The 18632-nt window shown below is 67.3% G+C and carries 18 protein-coding genes; 8 read left to right on the plus strand and 10 right to left on the minus strand.

Going from position 1 to position 18632, the window contains the following annotated elements; translation table 11 throughout:
* Nucleotides 1–37: 37 nt before the first annotated feature.
* Nucleotides 38–2791 (minus strand): aconitate hydratase AcnA, encoded by a 2754-nt coding sequence (gene acnA / locus KGQ91_RS07035; RefSeq protein ID WP_224420626.1) that lies wholly within the window; start codon nucleotides 2789–2791, stop codon nucleotides 38–40.
* A 357-nt stretch (nucleotides 2792–3148) separates the two neighbouring features.
* On the opposite strand from acnA, the gene KGQ91_RS07040 reads away from it, so the two are divergent.
* The 3 genes from KGQ91_RS07040 to trxB all read left to right on the plus strand — a co-directional run bounded on the left by KGQ91_RS07040 (nucleotide 3149) and on the right by trxB (nucleotide 5235).
* Nucleotides 3149–3358, plus strand: coding sequence for a zinc ribbon domain-containing protein (locus KGQ91_RS07040; RefSeq protein WP_224420627.1), 210 nt, complete (start codon nucleotides 3149–3151; stop codon nucleotides 3356–3358).
* A 128-nt stretch (nucleotides 3359–3486) separates the two neighbouring features.
* Entirely contained in the window at nucleotides 3487–4089 is a 603-nt protein-coding gene (locus tag KGQ91_RS07045; RefSeq protein ID WP_163649990.1) for a peroxiredoxin, read from the plus strand.
* 192 nt (nucleotides 4090–4281) lie between these two features.
* Entirely contained in the window at nucleotides 4282–5235 is a 954-nt protein-coding gene (gene trxB / locus KGQ91_RS07050) for a thioredoxin-disulfide reductase (RefSeq protein ID WP_224420628.1), read from the plus strand.
* Between the two features lie 148 nt (nucleotides 5236–5383).
* Here the strand turns inward: trxB and KGQ91_RS07055 are convergent, their stop codons facing one another.
* On the minus strand, nucleotides 5384–5629 hold the full coding sequence (locus tag KGQ91_RS07055; protein ID WP_224420629.1) for a SlyX family protein: 246 nt from the start codon (nucleotides 5627–5629) through the stop codon (nucleotides 5384–5386).
* Nucleotides 5630–5746: 117 nt separating this feature from the next.
* Between KGQ91_RS07055 and KGQ91_RS16795 the strand changes: the two genes are divergently transcribed.
* The gene (locus KGQ91_RS16795) at nucleotides 5747–6211 is read left to right on the plus strand and encodes a cold-shock protein (protein ID WP_163649993.1); all 465 of its coding nucleotides are present in this window, start codon (nucleotides 5747–5749) and stop codon (nucleotides 6209–6211) included.
* A 72-nt stretch (nucleotides 6212–6283) separates the two neighbouring features.
* On the opposite strand, the gene KGQ91_RS07065 is transcribed toward KGQ91_RS16795, so the two are convergent.
* The 8 genes from KGQ91_RS07065 to map all read right to left on the minus strand — a co-directional run bounded on the left by KGQ91_RS07065 (nucleotide 6284) and on the right by map (nucleotide 15137).
* On the minus strand, nucleotides 6284–7225 hold the full coding sequence (locus KGQ91_RS07065) for a cation diffusion facilitator family transporter (RefSeq protein WP_224420630.1): 942 nt from the start codon (nucleotides 7223–7225) through the stop codon (nucleotides 6284–6286).
* Between the two features lie 61 nt (nucleotides 7226–7286).
* Nucleotides 7287–7673 (minus strand): hypothetical protein, encoded by a 387-nt coding sequence (locus KGQ91_RS07070; RefSeq protein ID WP_163649995.1) that lies wholly within the window; start codon nucleotides 7671–7673, stop codon nucleotides 7287–7289.
* A gap of 7 nt (nucleotides 7674–7680) precedes the next feature.
* Entirely contained in the window at nucleotides 7681–8838 is a 1158-nt protein-coding gene (gene dapE, locus KGQ91_RS07075) for a succinyl-diaminopimelate desuccinylase (RefSeq protein ID WP_224420631.1), read from the minus strand.
* Nucleotides 8839–8891: 53 nt separating this feature from the next.
* Nucleotides 8892–9917: a 2,3,4,5-tetrahydropyridine-2,6-dicarboxylate N-succinyltransferase gene (gene dapD, locus KGQ91_RS07080; RefSeq protein WP_224420632.1), complete on the minus strand. Its 1026-nt coding sequence runs from the start codon at nucleotides 9915–9917 to the stop codon at nucleotides 8892–8894.
* Between the two features lie 34 nt (nucleotides 9918–9951).
* Complete coding sequence (locus KGQ91_RS07085; RefSeq protein WP_224420633.1) at nucleotides 9952–10299, minus strand: ArsC family reductase; 348 nt, start codon at nucleotides 10297–10299, stop codon at nucleotides 9952–9954.
* Nucleotides 10300–10315: 16 nt separating this feature from the next.
* A complete protein-coding gene (gene dapC, locus KGQ91_RS07090; RefSeq protein WP_224421394.1) occupies nucleotides 10316–11515 on the minus strand; it encodes a succinyldiaminopimelate transaminase in 1200 nt (399 codons plus the stop codon).
* Nucleotides 11516–11625: 110 nt separating this feature from the next.
* On the minus strand, nucleotides 11626–14301 hold the full coding sequence (locus tag KGQ91_RS07095; RefSeq protein ID WP_224420634.1) for a [protein-PII] uridylyltransferase: 2676 nt from the start codon (nucleotides 14299–14301) through the stop codon (nucleotides 11626–11628).
* A 44-nt stretch (nucleotides 14302–14345) separates the two neighbouring features.
* Nucleotides 14346–15137, minus strand: coding sequence for a type I methionyl aminopeptidase (gene map / locus KGQ91_RS07100; protein ID WP_224415725.1), 792 nt, complete (start codon nucleotides 15135–15137; stop codon nucleotides 14346–14348).
* Between the two features lie 263 nt (nucleotides 15138–15400).
* Here map and rpsB point away from each other — a divergent pair, with 263 nt between their 5' ends.
* The 4 genes from rpsB (at nucleotide 15401) to frr (ending at nucleotide 18613) form a co-directional block, all read left to right on the plus strand.
* Complete coding sequence (gene rpsB / locus KGQ91_RS07105) at nucleotides 15401–16132, plus strand: 30S ribosomal protein S2 (RefSeq protein WP_224415724.1); 732 nt, start codon at nucleotides 15401–15403, stop codon at nucleotides 16130–16132.
* Nucleotides 16133–16308: 176 nt separating this feature from the next.
* Nucleotides 16309–17178: a translation elongation factor Ts gene (tsf, locus tag KGQ91_RS07110; protein ID WP_163650003.1), complete on the plus strand. Its 870-nt coding sequence runs from the start codon at nucleotides 16309–16311 to the stop codon at nucleotides 17176–17178.
* 111 nt (nucleotides 17179–17289) lie between these two features.
* Complete coding sequence (pyrH, locus tag KGQ91_RS07115; RefSeq protein WP_163650004.1) at nucleotides 17290–18051, plus strand: UMP kinase; 762 nt, start codon at nucleotides 17290–17292, stop codon at nucleotides 18049–18051.
* Nucleotides 18052–18055: 4 nt separating this feature from the next.
* Entirely contained in the window at nucleotides 18056–18613 is a 558-nt protein-coding gene (gene frr / locus KGQ91_RS07120) for a ribosome recycling factor (protein WP_163650005.1), read from the plus strand.
* The last annotated feature ends 19 nt before the right edge of the window (nucleotides 18614–18632 follow it).

Genomic DNA, 18632 nt, shown 5'->3' on the forward strand with positions numbered 1-18632 from the left:
TGCCGAGTGACGGCCGGGGGCGTACCCCGGCACGGCGTCACTTGAGCATGTTGCGCAGCACGAAGTGCAGGATGCCGCCGTGGCGGTAGTATTCCAGCTCGTTGACGGTGTCGATGCGGCACTTGGCGTCGAGGGTCTTCTCGCCCTTGTCGGTACCGATGGTCACCTTGACGGTGCCGCCCGGCTCGAGATCCTTGAGCCCCTCGATGGAGAAGGTCTCGTCGCCGGTCAGCCCCAGCGACTGGCGGCCCTCGCCCTCGGGGAACTGCAGCGGCAGCACGCCCATGCCGATCAGGTTGGAGCGGTGGATGCGCTCGTAGGATTCGGCGATCACCGCGCGCACGCCCAGCAGCCGCGTGCCCTTGGCCGCCCAGTCGCGTGACGAGCCGGTGCCGTACTCCTTGCCGGCGACCACCACCAGCGGCGTATCGTCCTCGACATACTTCATCGCCGCGTCGTAGATCGACAGCTGCTCGCCGGAGGGCACATGCCGGGTGTAGCCGCCCTCGACGTCGTCGAGCATCTCGTTTCTGATGCGCACGTTGGCGAAGGTGCCGCGCATCATCACCTCGTGATTGCCGCGCCGCGAGCCGTAGGAGTTGAAGTCCTTCACCGCCACGCCGTGTTCCTGCAGGTAGCGCCCGGCGGGGCTGTCCGGCTTGATCGCACCGGCCGGCGAGATGTGGTCGGTGGTCACCGAGTCACCGAGCATCGCCAGCACGCGCGCCCCCTTGACGTCCTCGACCGGCTCGGGCTCCTTGCCCATGCCCTCGAAGAACGGCGGGTGCTGGATGTAGGTGGAATCCTTCGACCACTCGTAGACCTTGCTTTCCGGCACCTTGATCGAGCGCCAGGTCTCGTCGCCGTCGAAGACCTCGGCGTACTCCTTGCGGAACATGTCGGTCTTGACCTGCTCCACGGCGGCGGCGATCTCGGCCTGGCTGGGCCAGATATCCTTGAGATAGACCGGCTGGCCGTCCTTGCCGGTGCCCAGCGGCTCCCTGGAGAGATCGACACGCACGTTGCCGGCCAGGGCGTAGGCCACCACCAGGGGCGGCGAGGCCAGCCAGTTGGTGCGGACCAGCGGATGCACGCGGCCCTCGAAGTTGCGGTTGCCGGAGAGCACCGAGGCCACGGTCAGGTCGCCGGCGTCCACCGCCTTCTCGATCGGCTCGGGCAGCGGGCCGGAGTTGCCGATGCAGGTGGTGCAGCCGTAGCCGACCAGATTGAAACCCAGTTCGTTCAGGTCGTCCTGCACGCCGCCGGCGGCGAGGTAGTCGGTCACCACCTTGGAACCCGGTGCCAGCGAGGTCTTGACCCACGGCTTGGTGACGAGCCCCTTCTCCACCGCCTTGCGGGCCAGCAGGCCGGCGGCCAGCATCACGCTGGGGTTGGAGGTGTTGGTGCAGGAGGTGATGGCGGCGATCACCACCGCGCCCGGGTTGAGCGTGAAGGATTCGCCGTCGAACTCGACGTCCTGGCTATCGGCGTGCTGGTAGTGGCGGTGAGTGTCGTGGATCTCGACGTCATCGACCGCATGGCCGCCCTCGGATTGCCACTTGGCCTTTTCCTCATCGGGGGCGTCCGGTGTGCCGTCATCCATCAGTTTTTCGAAGGTCGCCTTCATGTCGGTCAGGGCGACGCGGTCCTGAGGCCGCTTGGGCCCGGCCAGGCTGGCGACGACGTCACCCATGTCGAGCTCCAGGGTGTCCGAGTAGATCGGCTCGTGCCCCGGTTCGCGCCATAGGCCCTGCTCCCGGGCGTAGGCTTCGACCAGCGCGATCTGGGCGTCGTCACGGCCGGATAGGCGCAGGTAGGCGAGGGTCTGCTCGTCGATGGGGAAGAAGCCGCAGGTGGCGCCGTACTCGGGGGCCATGTTGGCGATGGTGGCGCGATCCGCCACCGGCATGTCCTTGAGGCCGTCGCCGTAGAACTCGACGAACTTGCCGACCACGCCCTTCTGGCGCAGCATCTGGGTCACCGTCAGCACCAGATCGGTGGCGGTGATGCCCTCGCGCAGCTTGCCGGTGATCTTGAAGCCGATCACCTCGGGAATCAGCATCGACACCGGCTGGCCGAGCATGGCGGCTTCCGCCTCGATGCCGCCCACGCCCCAGCCGAGCACGCCCAGGCCATTGATCATGGTGGTGTGGGAGTCGGTGCCCACCAGGGTGTCGGGATAGGCGAAGGTCTTGCCGTTGTCTTCCTTGGTCCACACCGCCTTGCCCAGGTACTCCAGGTTGACCTGGTGGCAGATGCCGGTGCCCGGCGGGACCACGCGGAAGTTGTCGAAGGCCTGCTGGCCCCAGCGCAGGAACTCGTAGCGCTCGCGGTTGCGTTCCATCTCGATGGCGACGTTGTCCTTGAACGCCGACGGGTCGCCGAAGTGGTCGACCATCACCGAGTGGTCGATGACCAGGTCCACCGGCGACAGCGGGTTGATGCGCGCCGGGTCGTCGCCGAGGCGGGCCACGGCGTCGCGCATCGAGGCCAGGTCGACCACGCCGGGCACACCGGTGAAGTCCTGCATCAGCACGCGTGCCGGTCGATAGCCGATCTCGCGGTTCGAGCGGCCTGCCTTCTGCCAGTCCACCAGCGCCTGCATGTCCTCGCGCGAGACCGTCTCGTCGTCGGCGAAGCGCAGCTGATTCTCGAGCAGCACCTTGAGGGTGAAGGGCAGACGGTCGATATTGCCCAGTGCCTCGGCGGCCCTGGGCAGGCTGTAGTAATGGTAGGTCGAGCCCCCGGCCTCGAGAGTGCTCAGGGTGGTCGGCGTTTCGTCAGCGCTCATGGACTCCTCCTCATGCCTTGCTTGGGCGTCGACTCGGGCGGCGGAACTGCCGGCTTCAACGGCCTGCCGGTGGTGCCGGGAAGCGCCTCCCGAGTGGTCAGGTTCCTGATTGACTAGGGCTACGATACTACGCCTAGGGGCGGGATTGTCGACACTTGGCCCGCATTGCCTCTTTTCATCACATGGCAATGATAGGCCGAGAATTCAAGCGGGCCCAATCGGCGGTGGGTGTCCGGCGCCGACTCGACTATCCTGAACAGGACCGTCAATTCGCCCCTTGAAAGCCGATGTCGATGCCCCCAAATCCCCTGTCATCACGGCATCGACGCGCCGATCATGGCAGAGTGGGAGTCGATCATGAACGAAGAGATGCTCACCGCGCATGCGACCCACTGCCCCTATTGCGGGGCTGCCTTCGACCTGCTGGTCGATGCCAGCCAGGGCAGTCACGTGACCTGGGAGGATTGTCCGCGCTGCTGTGCCCCGATGCAGGTCGGCGTGGAGGTTTCTTGCGTGCTCGGCGACATCGAACGGGTGACGGTGGCGCGCGACGACGACATCGTGTAGGGCACGGCCGATAGGCATGCCCTATATCGATCATTGGGGTTATCAAATTGGCAGATCGCGGGGGCGATCGTAACCTCGTCCTCGTCATCATTCACAAGCGACCACACTCAACTCTCAAGGAGCGTTACATGAGCGTACTGGTTGGACGTCAGGCACCGGATTTCGAAGCGGCCGCCGTTCTGGGCGATGGCACCATCGTCGACAACTTCAAGCTGTCCGACAGCAACGGCAAGCTGCGCGTGCTGTTCTTCTGGCCGCTGGACTTCACCTTCGTCTGCCCCTCCGAGATCATCGCCCACGACAACCGTCTGGCGCAGTTCAAGGAGCTGGGTGTGGAGGTCATCGGCGCTTCCATCGACTCCCAGTTCACCCACTACGCCTGGCGCAAGACCTCGCCGGACAACGGTGGCATCGGTGAAGTCGGCTTCCCGGTCGTGGCGGACGTCAAGCACGAGATCGTCCAGGCCTACGGCATCGAGCATCCGGAAGCGGGTGTCGCCCTGCGCGCCTCCTTCCTGATCGACGAGGACGGCGTGGTCCAGCACCAGACCGTCAACAACCTGCCGCTGGGCCGCAACGTCGACGAGATGCTGCGCATGGTCAAGGCGCTCAAGCATCACCAGACGCACGGCGAAGTCTGCCCGGCCGGCTGGGACGAAGGCCAGGAAGGCATGAAGGACACCGCCGAGGGTGTCGCCAAGTACCTCGGCGAGCACTCCAAGGAACTGTAACGGTTTCCGGGTGTCATGGGGCGGCCTGCGGGCCGCCCCTTGTCGTCTACGGGAGGTTGTACCCGCGGGCGGCTGTGACCTGGCCTTGGCATCGACCGAGCCCAGCTCACAGCCAATCCGGCCACTTCAGCAGGCAATGTCAACGGAGAGCGCCGTCCCGGGACGGCGCTCGCTGCGCGAGAGGATTCTTTCATGAGTGAAGCGCGTCATCAGCGACTGATCATCCTGGGTTCCGGCCCGGCGGGCTACACGGCGGCGGTCTACGCGGCCCGGGCCAACCTGAGCCCGCTGCTGATCACCGGCATGCAGGCCGGCGGCCAGCTGACCACCACCACCGATGTCGACAACTGGCCCGGCGACGACGCCGGCGTGCAGGGCCCGGAGCTGATGGAGCGCATGAAGCGTCACGCCGAGCGCTTCAACACCGAGGTCCTCTTCGACCACATCGACGAGGTGGAGCTGGGCCGCCGGCCCTTCACCCTCAAGGGCAGCAACGGTCTCTACACCTGCGACGCCCTGATCATCGCCACCGGCGCCAGTGCCCGCTACCTGGGCCTGCCCTCCGAGCAGCAGTTCATGGGGCAGGGGGTGTCCGCCTGCGCGACCTGCGACGGCTTCTTCTACCGCAATCAGGAGGTCGTGGTGGTCGGCGGGGGCAACACCGCCGTGGAGGAGGCGCTGTACCTGTCCAACATCGCCTCGCGGGTGACCCTGGTGCATCGTCGCGACAGCCTGCGGGCCGAGAAGATCCTGCAGGACAAGTTCTTCGAGAAGGTCGACAACGGCAACATCGCCGTCGAGTGGAACCAGACCGTCGACGAGGTGCTCGGCGACGGCTCCGGCGTCACCGGCGTGCGGCTGCGCTCCATGCTGGATGACAGTACCCGCGAGCTGGCGGCCCCGGGCGTGTTCATCGCCATCGGCCACACGCCCAATACCGGTCTGTTCGCGGGCCAGCTGGAGATGAGCGGCGGCTACATCACGGTGCGCTCCGGGCTCGACGGCAACGCCACCGCCACCAGTGTGCCGGGCGTGTTCGCCGCCGGCGACGTCATGGATCACGTCTATCGCCAGGCCATCACTTCCGCCGGCAGCGGCTGCATGGCCGCGCTCGACGCCGAGCGCTACCTGGACGGCCTGGAGTGAACGCCGGCCGGGCTTCGGTCTGACAGCCCTCCGATCGACTCGGGGAGCGCCGCCTGGCGCTCCCCGTTCTTTTTGCGACTTCCCGTCTTGGCCCCCCTTGCCGGGTCTCCCCGCCGTCCAGCGGTGCGTCTGCCGTCTGGCGGCGGCCTCAGTAGTGGGGCGGGCGCTCGTCCGCTGCCCCGAGATCCGGAGACAGGCTTGCCAGGGTCTGATGCTGATCGCGCAGGCGCTGCTGCATCAGTTCGTTCATGCGCTCGAGCTGGCTCAGGCGCTGTTCCTGGCGCACTGCGGCGCGATCCAGCGTGTCCAGCCAGTGCTCCTGATAGGCCAGCCGGCTCTCCAGCGCCTCGATGCGCGCCTCCAGGCGGCTGATAAGCGGGCCATTTTCGATCATGCTAGAATCGCTGCGTTGTGTGTTGCCGTTCATCGCGACACCTTGATTTTTCCTGACATCGCCCGTCGCCTCGGCGACCGGGCCGTTATTGGTTGACAACAAGAGAACCCGAGGTCCATGAATCGAAAGGTATTACTGCGTTGCAGTATCATCAGTCTCCTGCTGGCCGCTCCCGCCCCGCTGCTGATCGCCCTGTTCGCCTCGCTGGCCGACGGCGCGTTGACCGGCGAGCTGGAAAAGGCCCTGGAGCTCGATGGTATCGAGCGTATCTACGTGGCCAGCGCCGTGGCGATCTTCGTGATTCTACTGGTGGCGACCCTGGCCGTTAACATTCTCACCCCACAGCTGGCCAACCTGGCGGACATCGAAAGCGATGATCGCGAGACCGGCGAGGTCAAGTGGTTCAACGTCAACAAGGGCTACGGCTTCATCACGCGCGAGAACGGCGAGGATGTGTTCGTGCACTTTCGCGCCATCCGCGGCAAGGGGCATCGTACCCTGGCCGAGGGGCAGAAGGTGCGCTACCACGTGGTCCAGAACGAGCGTGGGCTGCAGGCCGATGACGTCACCGTCATCACCTGACGCCTGTCAGCGCTTTCCGAAACGACATCGCCCCGGCCTTCGCCGGGGCGATGTCGTTCGGGGCTCGGGCGTTCAGGTTGGATCCTCGCCATGGTCGGGGCGCTCGTCCACGTCGGCGCGTGCCTCGGCCTCGACGAACACCCGCTTGACCGTGGGCACCTCGGCCTTGATGTCCCGGTCCAGCGTGGCGATGGCGCGCTCGATGCGCTCGGCGGGGGTGCCGCGCGCAAAGCGGATGCTGAGCGTGGCGAGGACGAAGTCCGGGCCCATGTGCATGGTCAGCACCTCGTTGACCGACTCCACGGCGTCGGCCTGGCCGGCCAGCCGCCGGAGGGCGTCGACCACGCCGCGATTGGCGCTTTCGCCGATCAGCAGCCCCTTGGTCTCGACCGCCAGCCAGATCGCCGTGCCGCCGAGGATCAGGCCGATGATCACCGAGGCGATGCCATCGAAGAGCGGATTGTGCGTCCATTCGCTCAGCCAGATGCCGCCGAGCGCCACCAGCAGACCGAGCAGGGCGGCGGAGTCCTCGAACACCACCATGAACATGGTCGGGTCCTTGCCACGGCGCACCGCCTGCACATAGCCCCACTTGCCCTTGGTCTTGCGGAAGGCGTTCAGCGCGAAGGCCCAGGACGCGCCCTCGAAGAGGATCCCCAGCCCCAGCACGATGTAGTTGATCAGCGGCGACTGCATCGGCTCGGGGTGAAGGATGTGGTTGATGCCCTCGTAGACCGACACCCCGGCGCCCACGGCGAAGATCAGCAGGGCGACCACGAAGCTCCAGAAGTAGACCTCCTTGCCGTGGCCGAAGGGAAACTGCGCGCTGGGCGGGCGGCTGGCGCGCTTCAGGCCCAGCAGCAGCAGGCCCTGGTTGCCGGTGTCGACCACCGAGTGAATGCCTTCGGAGAGCATCGCCGAACTGCCGGTGAAGGCGGCGGCGACGAACTTGGTGATCGCGATCAGCAGGTTGCCGCCCATGGCGGCATAGATGACCGGCTTGGATTCCGCCATGGCATCGCATCCTTGTCGTCATGGGGAGAGTGGAGAACGGGCAATGTGCCCGCAGCATGGCCTATTGTCCCGAGTCCGGCCAGTCGATGGGGCCCTCGTGGCCGCTCGGGCAGACCTGCCAGAAGCGGTCGGGGTCGTCGCCGGGCTGCCAGCCGCCCAGCGAGCAGCGCACCTCGCAGCCCAGCCGCTGCACGGCCTCCCGGGCGAGATCGATGTCCCGCGGCCAGGGCGTGGCGGCGCTGTCGAGCCACAGGCTGGCGAAGCCGTCGGCCACGCCCTCGACCAGTAGCACCGGAACCGTCTCGCCCGCGCAGTAGCCGCGGCCGCGCCACTTGCGCTTGCCGGCGGGCTGCAGCGGGGCGGCGTCGAGGCGCTCGCCCAGCCAGGCATTGAGGGCCTCGAGGTCGGCACCCGCCAGATAGATTTCGATATCGGGATAGCGTTCCATGGCAGCCTCAGGTGAACAGCCGGACGAGGATCGTCTCGTAGACCCGGCTCAGTGTATCGAGATCCGCCGCGCGCACGCGCTCGTTCACCTTGTGGATGGTGGCGTTGAGCGGGCCGAGTTCCACCACCTGGCAGCCGAGGGTGGCGATGAAGCGCCCGTCCGAGGTGCCGCCGGCGGTGGACAGGGTCGGTGTCAGGCCGGTCACCGACTCGACCCCGGCCACGGTGGCCTCGATGAGCGGGCCGTGGTCGGTGAGGAAGGGCTCGCCGTTGAGCGTCCAGTCGAGGCGGTAGTCGAGCCCGTGGGCGTCGAGGATCGCCTCGGTACGCTGACGCAGTGTCTCGTGGCTGAGCTCGGTGGAGTGGCGGAAGTTGAACACCACTTCCAGCTCGCCGGGAATCACGTTGGTGGCGCCGGTGCCCGAGCGGATGTTGGAGATCTGGAAGCTGGTCGCCGGGAAGAAGGCATTGCCGTCGTCCCAGTGCTCGCGGCACAGGGCATCGAGCGCCGGGGCCGCCTCGTGGATGGGGTTGCGCGCCATGTGGGGATAGGCCACGTGCCCCTGCACGCCGTGCACGTGCAGCACGCCGCCCAGCGAGCCCCGCCGGCCGTTCTTGATGGTGTCGCCGAGGCGCTCGCTCGACGAGGGCTCGCCGACGATGCAGTAGTCGAGTCGCTCGTGGGCCTCGCGCAGGTGCTCGACCACCGCGCGGGTGCCGTCGACCGCGGGCCCTTCCTCGTCGGCGGTGATCAGGAAGGCGAGCTGGCCGGGATGATCCGGATGCGCCGCGACGAAGCGCTCCACGGCGGTGACCATCGCCGCCAGGCTGCCCTTCATGTCGGCGGCGCCGCGCCCGCACAGCTCGCCGGCGGCATTGATGCGCGGCTCGAAGGGCGGGGCGTCCCACTGCGCCGCGGGGCCGCTGGGCACCACATCGGTGTGGCCGGCGAAGGCCAGCACCGGGCCGTGATGCCCGCGCACCGCCCAGAAGTTCTCGACCTCGCCGAACGCCAGGCGCTGGATGCGAAAGCCCAGACGCTCGAGGCGCTCGATCATCAGCGTCTGGCAGCCGGCGTCATCGGGGGTCACCGACGGGCGGCGCATCAGCTCCATGGCCAGGTCGAGCGTCGGCGACAGCGACGCGGGGGAGTCGGACGAAGACATGCGGATTCCTGGTAGTCGGCCGGTGGGGCGCCCGCGTGGCGGGCGCCGTCAGCTCAGTTGTGGGCGTGCAGCGCTTCGTTCAGCGCGACGGCACTCTTGTTGGTCAGGCACTCGATGCGCCCGTTGAGCGAGTTGCGACGCAGCAGCAGGTCGTTCTGGTTGGCCAGCTCGCGGGCCGCCACGGTACGCACTTCCTGGCCCTGGTCGTCGAGCACCACGACCTTGGCGCCGGCGGTGAGGTAGAGGCCGGCCTCGACGGTGCAGCGATCCCCCAGCGGGATGCCGATCCCGGCATTGGCGCCGATCAGGCAGCCCTCGCCGACCTTGATCACGATGTTGCCGCCGCCGGAGAGGGTGCCCATGGTCGAGCAGCCGCCGCCCAGGTCCGAGCCCTTGCCGATCATCACCCCGGCGGAGATGCGGCCCTCGACCATGCCCGGGCCTTCGGTGCCGGCGTTGAAGTTGACGAAGCCCTCGTGCATGACCGTGGTGCCCTCGCCGAGGTGGGCGCCGAGGCGCACGCGGGCGGTGTCGCCGATGCGCACGCCCCGGGGTACCACGTAGTCGGTCATCTTGGGGAACTTGTCGACGCAGTCCACCGACAGCACGCGGCCTTCGAGACGGGCCTTGAGACGACGCTCCGGCAGCTCCTCGACGTCGATCGGGCCTTCGCTGGTCCAGGCGGTGTTGCGCAGCAGGCCGAACATGCCGGTGAGGTCGACGCCGTGGGGCTTGACCAGGCGGTGCGAGAGCAGGTGCAGCTTGAGATAGACCTCCGGGACGCTCTGCGGCGGCTGGTCCACCTCCAGGAAGGTGGCGACCAGCGGGCGCCGGCTGGCGGCGAGGCTGGCGGCCAGCTCGGCCTGGTCGGCATGACCGGCGGCCTTGAGCGCCTCGGCCAGTGCCGCGCAGTGCTCGGGCAGGAAGCTCACTGCGGCGTTGCCGGCCGGGGCGTCGAGCGCCTGGCGGGCGGCCTCGACCAGCGCGGCGTCGGGCTTGAGCAGCGGCGCCGGATAGTAGACGTCCAGCCAGTCGCCTTGGGTGTTCTGATGGCCGATTCCGAGGGCGAAACTCAGCATGTGCAGTCTCCTGAAACGTGGGTGTAGAACAGGTTCAAGTCAGATCGGCGTAGTCGTCGCGTGCTCGGCCGACGATCAGCGTCTCGCCGGTGTCGAGCAGCGGGCGCTTGAGCAGGGTCGGCTGCGCCAGGATCAGGGTGCGGGCGTGGGCGTCGTCGCTGCGTGCGGCCTGGCGGTCGGTGTCATCGAGCCCGCGCCAGGTGGTGCTGCGGGTGTTGAGCAGCGCCTCCAGACCGGCCAGCGCGATGAAGCGGTCCAGTGTGGCGGCGTCGAGCCCGTCGGCGCGCAGGTCGTGGTAGCGATGGGCGATGCCGCGGGCGTCGAGCGCCTTGCGGGCCTTGCGGCAGGTGTCGCAGCTCTTGATGCCGTAGAGCGTCATCATCGGGCGTGGTGTCCTCTCACTGGCGGCGTTCGATGAAGGCACGCAGGCGCCGGGCGGCCTCGGCCGTGGCGTCGGCCTCGGCGACCAGCGCCAGGCGCAGGCGTCCGGCGCCGGGGTTGCCGCTCACGCCGTCGCGGGACATGTAGCGGCCGGGCAGCACGCTGACGTGTTCCTCGGCGAACAGCGCACGGGTGAAGGCCTCGTCGTCGCCGCCCGGGACCGCCGGCCACAGGTAGAAGCTCGCCTGCGGCGCGGGGAAGTCCAGCACCGGCGCGAGGATCTCGGTGACGGCGGCGAACGTCTCGCGGTAGGCGTCGCGGTTGGCGCGCACGTGGCTCTCGTCGTTCCAGGCGACGATCGAGGCCTTCTGCACCTGCAGCGGCATGGCGCAGCCGTGATAGGTGCGGTAGCGCTTGAAGGGCGCGATCAGCTCGGCGTCGCCGGCGACGAAGCCGGAGCGCAGCCCCGGCAGGTTGGAACGCTTGGACAGCGAATGGAAGACGATGCAGCGCCGGTAGTCGTCGCGGCCCAGCGTCCGGCAGGCCTCGAGCAGCCCCGGCGGTGGTGCGGTCTCGTCCAGGTAGAGTTCGGAGTAGCACTCGTCGGAGGCGATCAGGAAGTCATGCTCGTCGGCCAGCGCGATCAGCCGCCGGAAGTCGGCCAGCGGCGTCACCGCGCCGGTGGGGTTGCCCGGCGAGCAGACGAAGACCAGCTGCACCTCGCGCCAGACCTCGGCCGGCACGGCGTCGAGGTCGGGGCGGAAGTCGTTGGCGGCGGTGCAGTCGAGATACAGCGGCGTGCCGCCGGCCAGCAGGGTCGCGCCCTCGTAGATCTGGTAGAAGGGGTTGGGCATCGCCACCTTCGCCGGGCGCGAGCGATCGAGGGCGGCCTGGACGAAGGCGAAGATCGCCTCGCGGGTGCCGTTGACCGGCAGCACGTGGCGCTCTGGGTCGAGGCTGCCCGGCGCCAGGCCGAAGCGCCGCGTTGCCCAGCCGGCGAGGGTCTCGCGCAGCTCGGGCAGCCCGGCGGTGGCCGGGTAGCGGGCGACGTCGCCCTGGTGGCGGGCGAGCGCCTCGAGCACCGCCGCGGGCGGCGCGTGCTGCGGCTCGCCGATGGTCAGCGGAATCGGCGACCGATCGGGAGGCGTCACGCCGGCCTTGAGCGCGGCGAGCTTCTCGAAGGGGTAGGGCTTGAGCGCGTCGAGATTGGGATTCATGGGGTGCCAGCGGCCCGGCGAGCGGGCGAATGTCATTATGAGTGCCGTGCGGCGCGAAGCCACCGATTATAGGGAAGCTGCGGGACCCCCTCAAATGCTTGGGGCCGGTGTCACACGTCGAGGGTCTCGCACAGCCGGCGGCGCAGCTCGGCCTGGCGCTCGGGGTCGGTGAGCGGCTCGCCGTTCTTGTCGGTGATGAAGAACACGTCCTCGACGCGCTCGCCGAGGGTGGCGATCTTGGCCGCCGAGAGGGCGATGTGCTGTTCCATGAAGATCCGCCCCACGCGGGCCAGCAGCCCCGGACGGTCGGGGGCGATCAGCTCCAGCATGGTACGGGCGTTGGTGCCGTCGGGCTCGATCAGCACCTGGGTGGGCACGCGGAAGTGCTTGAGCTGGCGCGGCGTGTGGCGGTTGACGATCTGCGGGTAGTCGTCCGGGTCGTCGAGTTCCTCGATCAGGTGCTCGCGGATGCGCTCGAGACGGGCGGGCTCACGGATCGGCTCGTTGTTGTCGTCGAGCACGATGAAGGTGTTGAGCGTGCGGTTGTTGCTCGAGGTGGCGATGCGCGCGTCGTGGATCGACAGGTCGAGCTGGTCGAGCGCCGCGGCGGTGGCGGCGAACAGGTCGTCCACCGAGGGGGTGTGGATGAATACCTTGGTGCCGCCCTCGCTGGTGCCCTCGGCCGGCGCGCTGACCAGCACCATGGGCAGCTCGGAGCCGCCGTGGGCGAGGATGCCCTGGGTGTGCCAGGCGATCTCGCTGGGGGCGTACTGCACGAAGTAGTCGTCGCCGAGGGTGTCCCAGAGCGCCTCGACGCGGTCCGCGTCGACGCCCAGGGTGCGCAGCAGGGCCAGGGCCTCGGTGCGCGTCTCGCGGATCCAGTCGTCGCGGTCGATGGGGTTTTCCAGGCCGCGCCGCAGGGCGCGCTTGGTCTCGCTGTGCAGCTGACGCAGCAGGGCGGCGCGCCAACCGTTCCACAGCGAGGGGTTGGTGGCGGTGATGTCGGCGACGGTAAGCACGTAGAGGTAGTCGAGGTGCACCTCGTCGCGCATCTGGCCGGCGAACTCGCGGATCACGTCCGGGTCGGAGATGTCGCGCTTCTGCGCGGTCTTCGACATCAGCAGGTGGTGTTCGACCAGCCAGGCGACCAGGCGGGTGTCGCGGGGCGACAGGCCGTGGCGCTCGGCGAAGTCGGTGACCAGGCCGGCGCCGATGTGCGAATGATCGCCGCCCTGGCCCTTGCCGATGTCGTGGAAGAGCCCGGCGATCCACAGCAGTTCCAGCTTGGGCAGCTGGTGGACCAGGGTGGCCGCGACCGGAAAGTCCTGGCGGCCCTCGGGCTCGCGGAAGCGCTGGATGAAGGTCAGCAGGCGCAGGGTGTGGGCGTCCACCGTGTAGAGGTGGAAGAGGTCGTGCTGCATCAGCCCTACCGCCTGGCCGAACTCGGGCAGGTACTTGCCGAGGATGCCGTAGCGGTTCATGCGGCGCAGCTGGCGGGCCACGTTGCCGCCGCTGCGCAGCAGCTCCATGAACAGGCTCTGGTGGCGCAGGTCGTCGCGGAAGCCTTCGTCGATCAGGTGGCGGTGGTCGCGGATCAGGCGAATGGTCGCGGCACGCACGCCCTCGATCTCGGGGTGCTGGGCCATCAGCAGGAACAGCTCGAGCAGCGCGCCGGGGCGGCGCAGGAAGACGCGGGGATGACGCGCCTGGATATAGCCGCCCTTGACCTCGAAGCGGGCGTTGAGCGGCCGGGTCTCGAGCACCTCGGCGGCGCGCAGGATCATCTCGTCGAAATGCTGCAGCAGCATGTCGTTGAGCCCGGCCAGCGCGGTGACGTGGCGATAGTAGCGCTTCATGAACTGCTCGACGCCCAGCCGCCCCGGCGAGTCGTGGTAGCCGAACAGCTCGGCAATGGCCCGCTGGTGGTCGAACAGCAGGCGGTCCTCGGCGCGCCCGGTGAGCATGTGCAGGGCGTAGCGCACCTGCCACAGGAAGGCCTGGCCCTGGCTGAGGATGCGCAGCTCGGCATCGTTCATGAAGCCCTGGGCGACCACCTCCTCGTAGCGCAGCGGGCCGAAGTAGCGCTTGGCAACCCAGCCGATCATCTGGATGTCGCGGAGCCCGCCGGGCGAGCTCTTGAGGTTGGGCTCGAGCTGGTATTCGGAGTTGTTGTGCTTGTAGTGACGGGCGATCTGCTCCTGCCACTTGGCCTCGAAGAACTGATCCGGCGGCCACATGTGCGCGCTCGACAGGCGTTCGCCCATCGCCGTGCGCAGCCGCTCGGGGCCGGCCAGGGTGCGCGTCTCGAGCAGGTTGGTGATCACCGTGACATCGTTGCGGGCCTCGCGTTCGCAGTCAGCCAGCGAGCGCACGCTGTGCCCGATCTCCAGGCCGATGTCCCAGAGGAAGGTGATGAAGGCGGTCAGCGGTTCACGGTAGGGGGTGTCGTCGTCGCGCTCGAGCAGCAGCAGCAGGTCGATGTCGGAGTGTGGATGCAGCTCGCCGCGGCCATAGCCGCCCACCGCCAGCAGGGCCACGCCGTCGTCGGGCCAGGCGTGGTGCTCCCAGGCGATGGCCAGCAGCCGGTCCAGGCACCAGGCGCGCCCGTGGACCAGATCGCGGATGTCGGCGCCGGCCCGGAAGCGGGCGTCCAGGCGCTCCTGGATCTCGCGCAGCGCCTGCTTGTAGACCGGAATCGGCGAGCGGCTGGTGTCGAGCGCGGCGCAGAACGCCGTGGCGTCGAACAGCGTCTCGTCCGGAACGAAGCGGTAGTGGTGCAGCAGCATGCGCGATGGCTCTCCGAAGCTGGCGGCGCGGCGCGTGTGGCGGGTCAGCCCTGAAGGAAGGAGAGGTCTTCCTCGGGGCGGGCGGTCAGCACCTCGACGCCGGTGGCGGTGACCACCAGGGTGTGCTCCCACTGCGCGGATAGGCTCTTGTCGCGGGTCACCGCCGTCCAGCCGTCGCGCAGCACCTTGGTGCGATAGCCGCCGGCGTTGATCATCGGCTCGATGGTAAAGCACATGCCCTCGGCGAGTGCGATGTCGGCCTCGGGGGCGTAGCCGTCGTAGTGCAGTACCTGCGGTTCCTCGTGGAAGACGCTGCCGATGCCGTGGCCGCAGAAGTCGCGCACCACCGAATAGCCGTTGGCTTCGGCATGCTGCTGGATGACGCGACCGATCTCGGAGAGCCGGGTGCCGGGGCGGACCAGTGCCATGCTCTTGTACAGGCACTCCTGGGTGACGCGGCACAGTCGCTCACCCTGGATGCTCTCGCCGATCACGTACATCTTGCTGGAGTCGCCGTGGTAGCCGTCGGCGGTCTTGACGGTGACATCGATGTTCATGATGTCGCCTTTCCTGAGGGTCTTGCCGTCGTCGGGGATGCCGTGACACACCACATGGTTGATCGAGGTGCAGATCGACTTGGGGAAGCCGTGGTAGTTGAGCGGTGCGGGCACCGAGCCCAGCTCGTTGACAATGAAGTCGTGGCACAGGCGGTCAAGTTCGCCGGTGCTGACGCCGGCACGTACGTGCTGGTCGAGCAGCGCGAAGACGGCGGCGGCCTGTCGGCCGGCCTCGCGCATCTTGATGATTTCGTCGGGAGTCTTGATGGAAGCGTTCATGGAATCTCGAATCGGGAGCGTGGGGAAGCCCGCGTGGCGCGGGGCCATCGGCTTCATTCTGGCATCATTCTATGGTATAAAGCCGCGCGCTTGACTGCAATCCGCCCGCCGGCGGAGCGCCGTCAGGCGGCAAGTCCATCAAATGCCTGAAAACACACATGTACCGTCACATGGTCCCGGGTGCCGAGGTCGACGCCGATGCGTGCCGCGGTCGGATCCATGGGGTACATGGAGGCCTAACCCGATTCATCAGGAGACATCCCATGGCGCAAGTCAACATGCGCGACCTGCTCAAGGCGGGCGCCCACTTCGGCCACCAGACCAAGTACTGGAACCCGAAGATGAGCAAGTTCATCTTCGGTGCGCGCAACAAGATTCACATCATCAACCTCGAGCACACCCTGCCGGCGCTGAACGACGCCATCGGCGTGGTCGAGAAGATGGCTGCCGCCAACAACAAGATCCTGTTCGTCGGCACCAAGCGCGCCGCCAGCAAGATCATCAAGGAAGAAGCCACCCGCGCGGGTCAGCCGTTTGTCAACCATCGCTGGCTCGGCGGCATGCTGACCAACTACAAGACCATTCGCGTGTCCATCAAGCGTCTGCGCGAACTGGAAGCGATGCGCGAGGACGGCACCTTCGAGAAGCTGACCAAGAAGGAAGTCCTGATGGCCACCCGCGAGCAGGACAAGCTCGAGCGGTCCATCGGCGGCATCAAGGACATGGGCGGCCTGCCGGATGCGCTGTTCGTGGTCGACGTCGACCATGAGCGGATTGCCATCAACGAAGCCAACAAGCTGGGCATCCCGGTCATCGGTGTGGTCGACACCAACTCCGACCCGGACGGCGTCGACTACGTCATCCCGGGCAACGACGACTCCATTCGCGCCATCCAGATCTACGTCCAGGCGATCGCCGACGCCTGCGCCAAGGCGAAGGAAGGCCGTCCCGACGAGTTCGTCGAGGTGACCGAGAACAACGAAGTCGCCGAGTGATCGCGACGCGCCTATCCTGACTGTCATCCCTGCCGGCCAGACTGGCAGCGCGGACAGCCAGGGCGCGCGAAGGGGGCCGCGGCCCCCTTCGTTGCGCCGCAGCCAGGCGTTTCGCTTCCGGCAGAACTTCTGCCCTTCGTATTATCCGACGTCGAATTTTTCAGAGGTTTACCACCATGGCAGCTATCAGCGCATCTCTGGTCAAGGAACTGCGTGAGCGCACCGGGCTCGGCATGATGGAGTGCAAGAAGGCACTCTCCGAGGCGGACGGTGACATCGAGCAGGCCATCGAGAACCTGCGCAAGAACTCCGGTCTCAAGGCCGCCAAGAAGGCCGGCCGCACCGCCGCCGAAGGCGCGGTCATCACCCGTGTCGCCGAGGACGGCAGCTACGGCGTGATGCTCGAGGTCAACTCCGAGACCGACTTCGTGGCCCGTGACGACAACTTCCGCGCCTTCGCCGAGCGCGTGGTCGGCAAGGTCTTCGAGAGCAAGAGCGAAGACGTCGCCGCCCTGATGGAAGGCGAGCTCGAGGAAGCCCGCGAGCAGCTGGTCCAGAAGATCGGCGAGAACATCAGCGTGCGTCGTGCGGTGGTCGTCGAGGCCCCGGCCGACGGCGTGGTCGGTGCCTACGTCCACGGCAGCCGCATCGGCGTGCTGACCGTCCTCAAGGGCGGCAACGCCGAGGCGGCCAAGGACGTCGCCATGCACGTCGCGGCGATCAACCCGGTCGTGGCCCATCCCGAGGACATGCCGCAGGAAGAGCTCGACAAGGAAAAGGCGATCATCCTGGCCCAGCCGGACATGGCCGGCAAGCCGGAGAACATCGCCGAGAAGATGGTCCAGGGCCGTCTCAAGAAGTACCTGGCCGAGAACAGCCTGACCGAGCAGCCCTTCGTCAAGGACCCCAACGTCACCGTGGCCGACTATGCCAAGTCGCAGGGTGGCGAGGTGGTCGGCTTCACCCGTTTCGAGGTGGGCGAGGGCATCGAGAAGGAAGAAGTCGACTTCGCCAAGGAAGTGATGGAACAGGCTCGCCGTAGCTGAGGTCCTAGCTTCTGGTTGTCGCATGGCGTGCGCCCAGGCGCACGCCATCGTGTATCCGGCCGGTGGATGTCACCGGCAAGCCACATCCCGCCGTTACCAGGAGATTCCCGCATGCCTGTCATTTCCGACCGCAATACGCCGTCACCGGAACGCAACAAGAAGTCGAAGTACAAGCGCATCCTCCTCAAGCTCTCCGGCGAGGCACTGATGGGCGACGGCGAGTTCGGCATCGACCCCAAGGTGCTCGACCGCATGGCGCTGGAGATCGGCCAGCTGGTCGGCATCGGCGTTCAGGTCGGCATGGTGATCGGCGGCGGCAACCTGTTCCGCGGCGCGGCCCTGCACGCCGCCGGCATGGAGCGCGTGACCGGTGACCACATGGGCATGCTCGCCACGGTGATGAACGCCCTGGCGATGCGCGACGCCCTGGAACGCTCCAACATCCGTTCGCGGGTGATGTCGGCGATTCCCATGAGCGGCGTGGTCGAGCATTATGATCGGCGTACGGCGATCCGTTATCTGACCTCGGGCGACGTGGTGATCTTCTCCGCCGGTACCGGGAACCCGTTCTTCACCACCGATTCCGCGGCCTGCCTGCGCGGTATCGAGATCGATGCCGACGTGGTGGTCAAGGCCACCAAGGTCGACGGGGTCTACGACAAGGACCCGGTGCTGCATCCCGATGCCGTCAAGTACGAGCGCCTGGGTTATGACGAGGCCCTCGACCGCAAGCTGGGCGTGATGGATTTGACCGCCATCTGCCTGGTACGGGACCATGACATGCCGGTCCGCGTGTTCGACATGACCAAGCCCGGAGCGTTGCTCAACCTGGTCGTGGGTGGTAAGGAAGGAACGCTGATAGACAGAGGTTGAAACCGTGATCAACGAGATCAAGCAGGATGCGGAAACCCGCATGAAGAAGAGCCTGGAATCGCTGCAGGCCCACTTCCACAAGATTCGTACCGGGCGCGCCCACCCGAGCATCCTGGACGCGGTGACCGTGGAGTACTACGGCTCGCAGATGCCGATCAATCAGGTGGCCAACGTCAACGTCGAGGATGCCCGGACCCTCGCCGTCGTGCCCTGGGAAAAGAGCATGGTGCCCAAGGTCGAGAAGGCGATCATGACCGCCGACCTGGGCCTCAATCCGGCCACGGCCGGCACGGTGATCCGCGTGCCGATGCCGCCGCTGACCGAGGAGACACGCCGCAACTACATCAAGCAGGCGCGCGGCGAGGCCGAAACCGCCCGCGTGGCGGTGCGCAACGTGCGGCGCGATGCCAATGCCGACATCAAGGCGCTGCTCAAGGAAAAGGAAATCACCGAGGATGAAGAGCACCAGGGCGAGGACGCCATCCAGAAGCTGACCGACAAGTACGTCGCCGAGATCGACAAGCTGCTGGAAACCAAGGAACACGACCTGCTGCAGGTGTGAGCCGTGCCCGGGCGGCGTG

The sequence above is a fragment of the Modicisalibacter tunisiensis genome, assembly GCF_020148005.1.
In the GTDB taxonomy this organism is placed as follows: Bacteria; Pseudomonadota; Gammaproteobacteria; order Pseudomonadales; family Halomonadaceae; genus Modicisalibacter; species Modicisalibacter tunisiensis.

What these genes read in the sequence shown, in the direction of transcription:
- trxB (WP_224420628.1), top strand. Translation starts at nt 4,282, where the DNA reads ATGAGTGAAGCGCGTCATCAGCGACTGATCATCCTGGGTTCCGGCCCG.
- dapD (WP_224420632.1), bottom strand. Translation starts at nt 9,917, where the DNA reads ATGCTGAGTTTCGCCCTCGGAATCGGCCATCAGAACACCCAAGGCGAC.
- KGQ91_RS07085 (WP_224420633.1), bottom strand. Translation starts at nt 10,299, where the DNA reads ATGATGACGCTCTACGGCATCAAGAGCTGCGACACCTGCCGCAAGGCC.
- map (WP_224415725.1), bottom strand. Translation starts at nt 15,137, where the DNA reads ATGAACGCTTCCATCAAGACTCCCGACGAAATCATCAAGATGCGCGAG.
- pyrH (WP_163650004.1), top strand. Translation starts at nt 17,290, where the DNA reads ATGCCTGTCATTTCCGACCGCAATACGCCGTCACCGGAACGCAACAAG.
- dapC (WP_224421394.1), bottom strand. Translation starts at nt 11,515, where the DNA reads ATGAATCCCAATCTCGACGCGCTCAAGCCCTACCCCTTCGAGAAGCTC.
- KGQ91_RS07065 (WP_224420630.1), bottom strand. Translation starts at nt 7,225, where the DNA reads ATGGCGGAATCCAAGCCGGTCATCTATGCCGCCATGGGCGGCAACCTG.
- KGQ91_RS07045 (WP_163649990.1), top strand. Translation starts at nt 3,487, where the DNA reads ATGAGCGTACTGGTTGGACGTCAGGCACCGGATTTCGAAGCGGCCGCC.
- dapE (WP_224420631.1), bottom strand. Translation starts at nt 8,838, where the DNA reads ATGTCTTCGTCCGACTCCCCCGCGTCGCTGTCGCCGACGCTCGACCTG.
- KGQ91_RS07040 (WP_224420627.1), top strand. Translation starts at nt 3,149, where the DNA reads ATGAACGAAGAGATGCTCACCGCGCATGCGACCCACTGCCCCTATTGC.
- KGQ91_RS07070 (WP_163649995.1), bottom strand. Translation starts at nt 7,673, where the DNA reads ATGGAACGCTATCCCGATATCGAAATCTATCTGGCGGGTGCCGACCTC.
- acnA (WP_224420626.1), bottom strand. Translation starts at nt 2,791, where the DNA reads ATGAGCGCTGACGAAACGCCGACCACCCTGAGCACTCTCGAGGCCGGG.
- rpsB (WP_224415724.1), top strand. Translation starts at nt 15,401, where the DNA reads ATGGCGCAAGTCAACATGCGCGACCTGCTCAAGGCGGGCGCCCACTTC.
- tsf (WP_163650003.1), top strand. Translation starts at nt 16,309, where the DNA reads ATGGCAGCTATCAGCGCATCTCTGGTCAAGGAACTGCGTGAGCGCACC.
- KGQ91_RS07055 (WP_224420629.1), bottom strand. Translation starts at nt 5,629, where the DNA reads ATGATCGAAAATGGCCCGCTTATCAGCCGCCTGGAGGCGCGCATCGAG.
- KGQ91_RS07095 (WP_224420634.1), bottom strand. Translation starts at nt 14,301, where the DNA reads ATGCTGCTGCACCACTACCGCTTCGTTCCGGACGAGACGCTGTTCGAC.
- KGQ91_RS16795 (WP_163649993.1), top strand. Translation starts at nt 5,747, where the DNA reads ATGAATCGAAAGGTATTACTGCGTTGCAGTATCATCAGTCTCCTGCTG.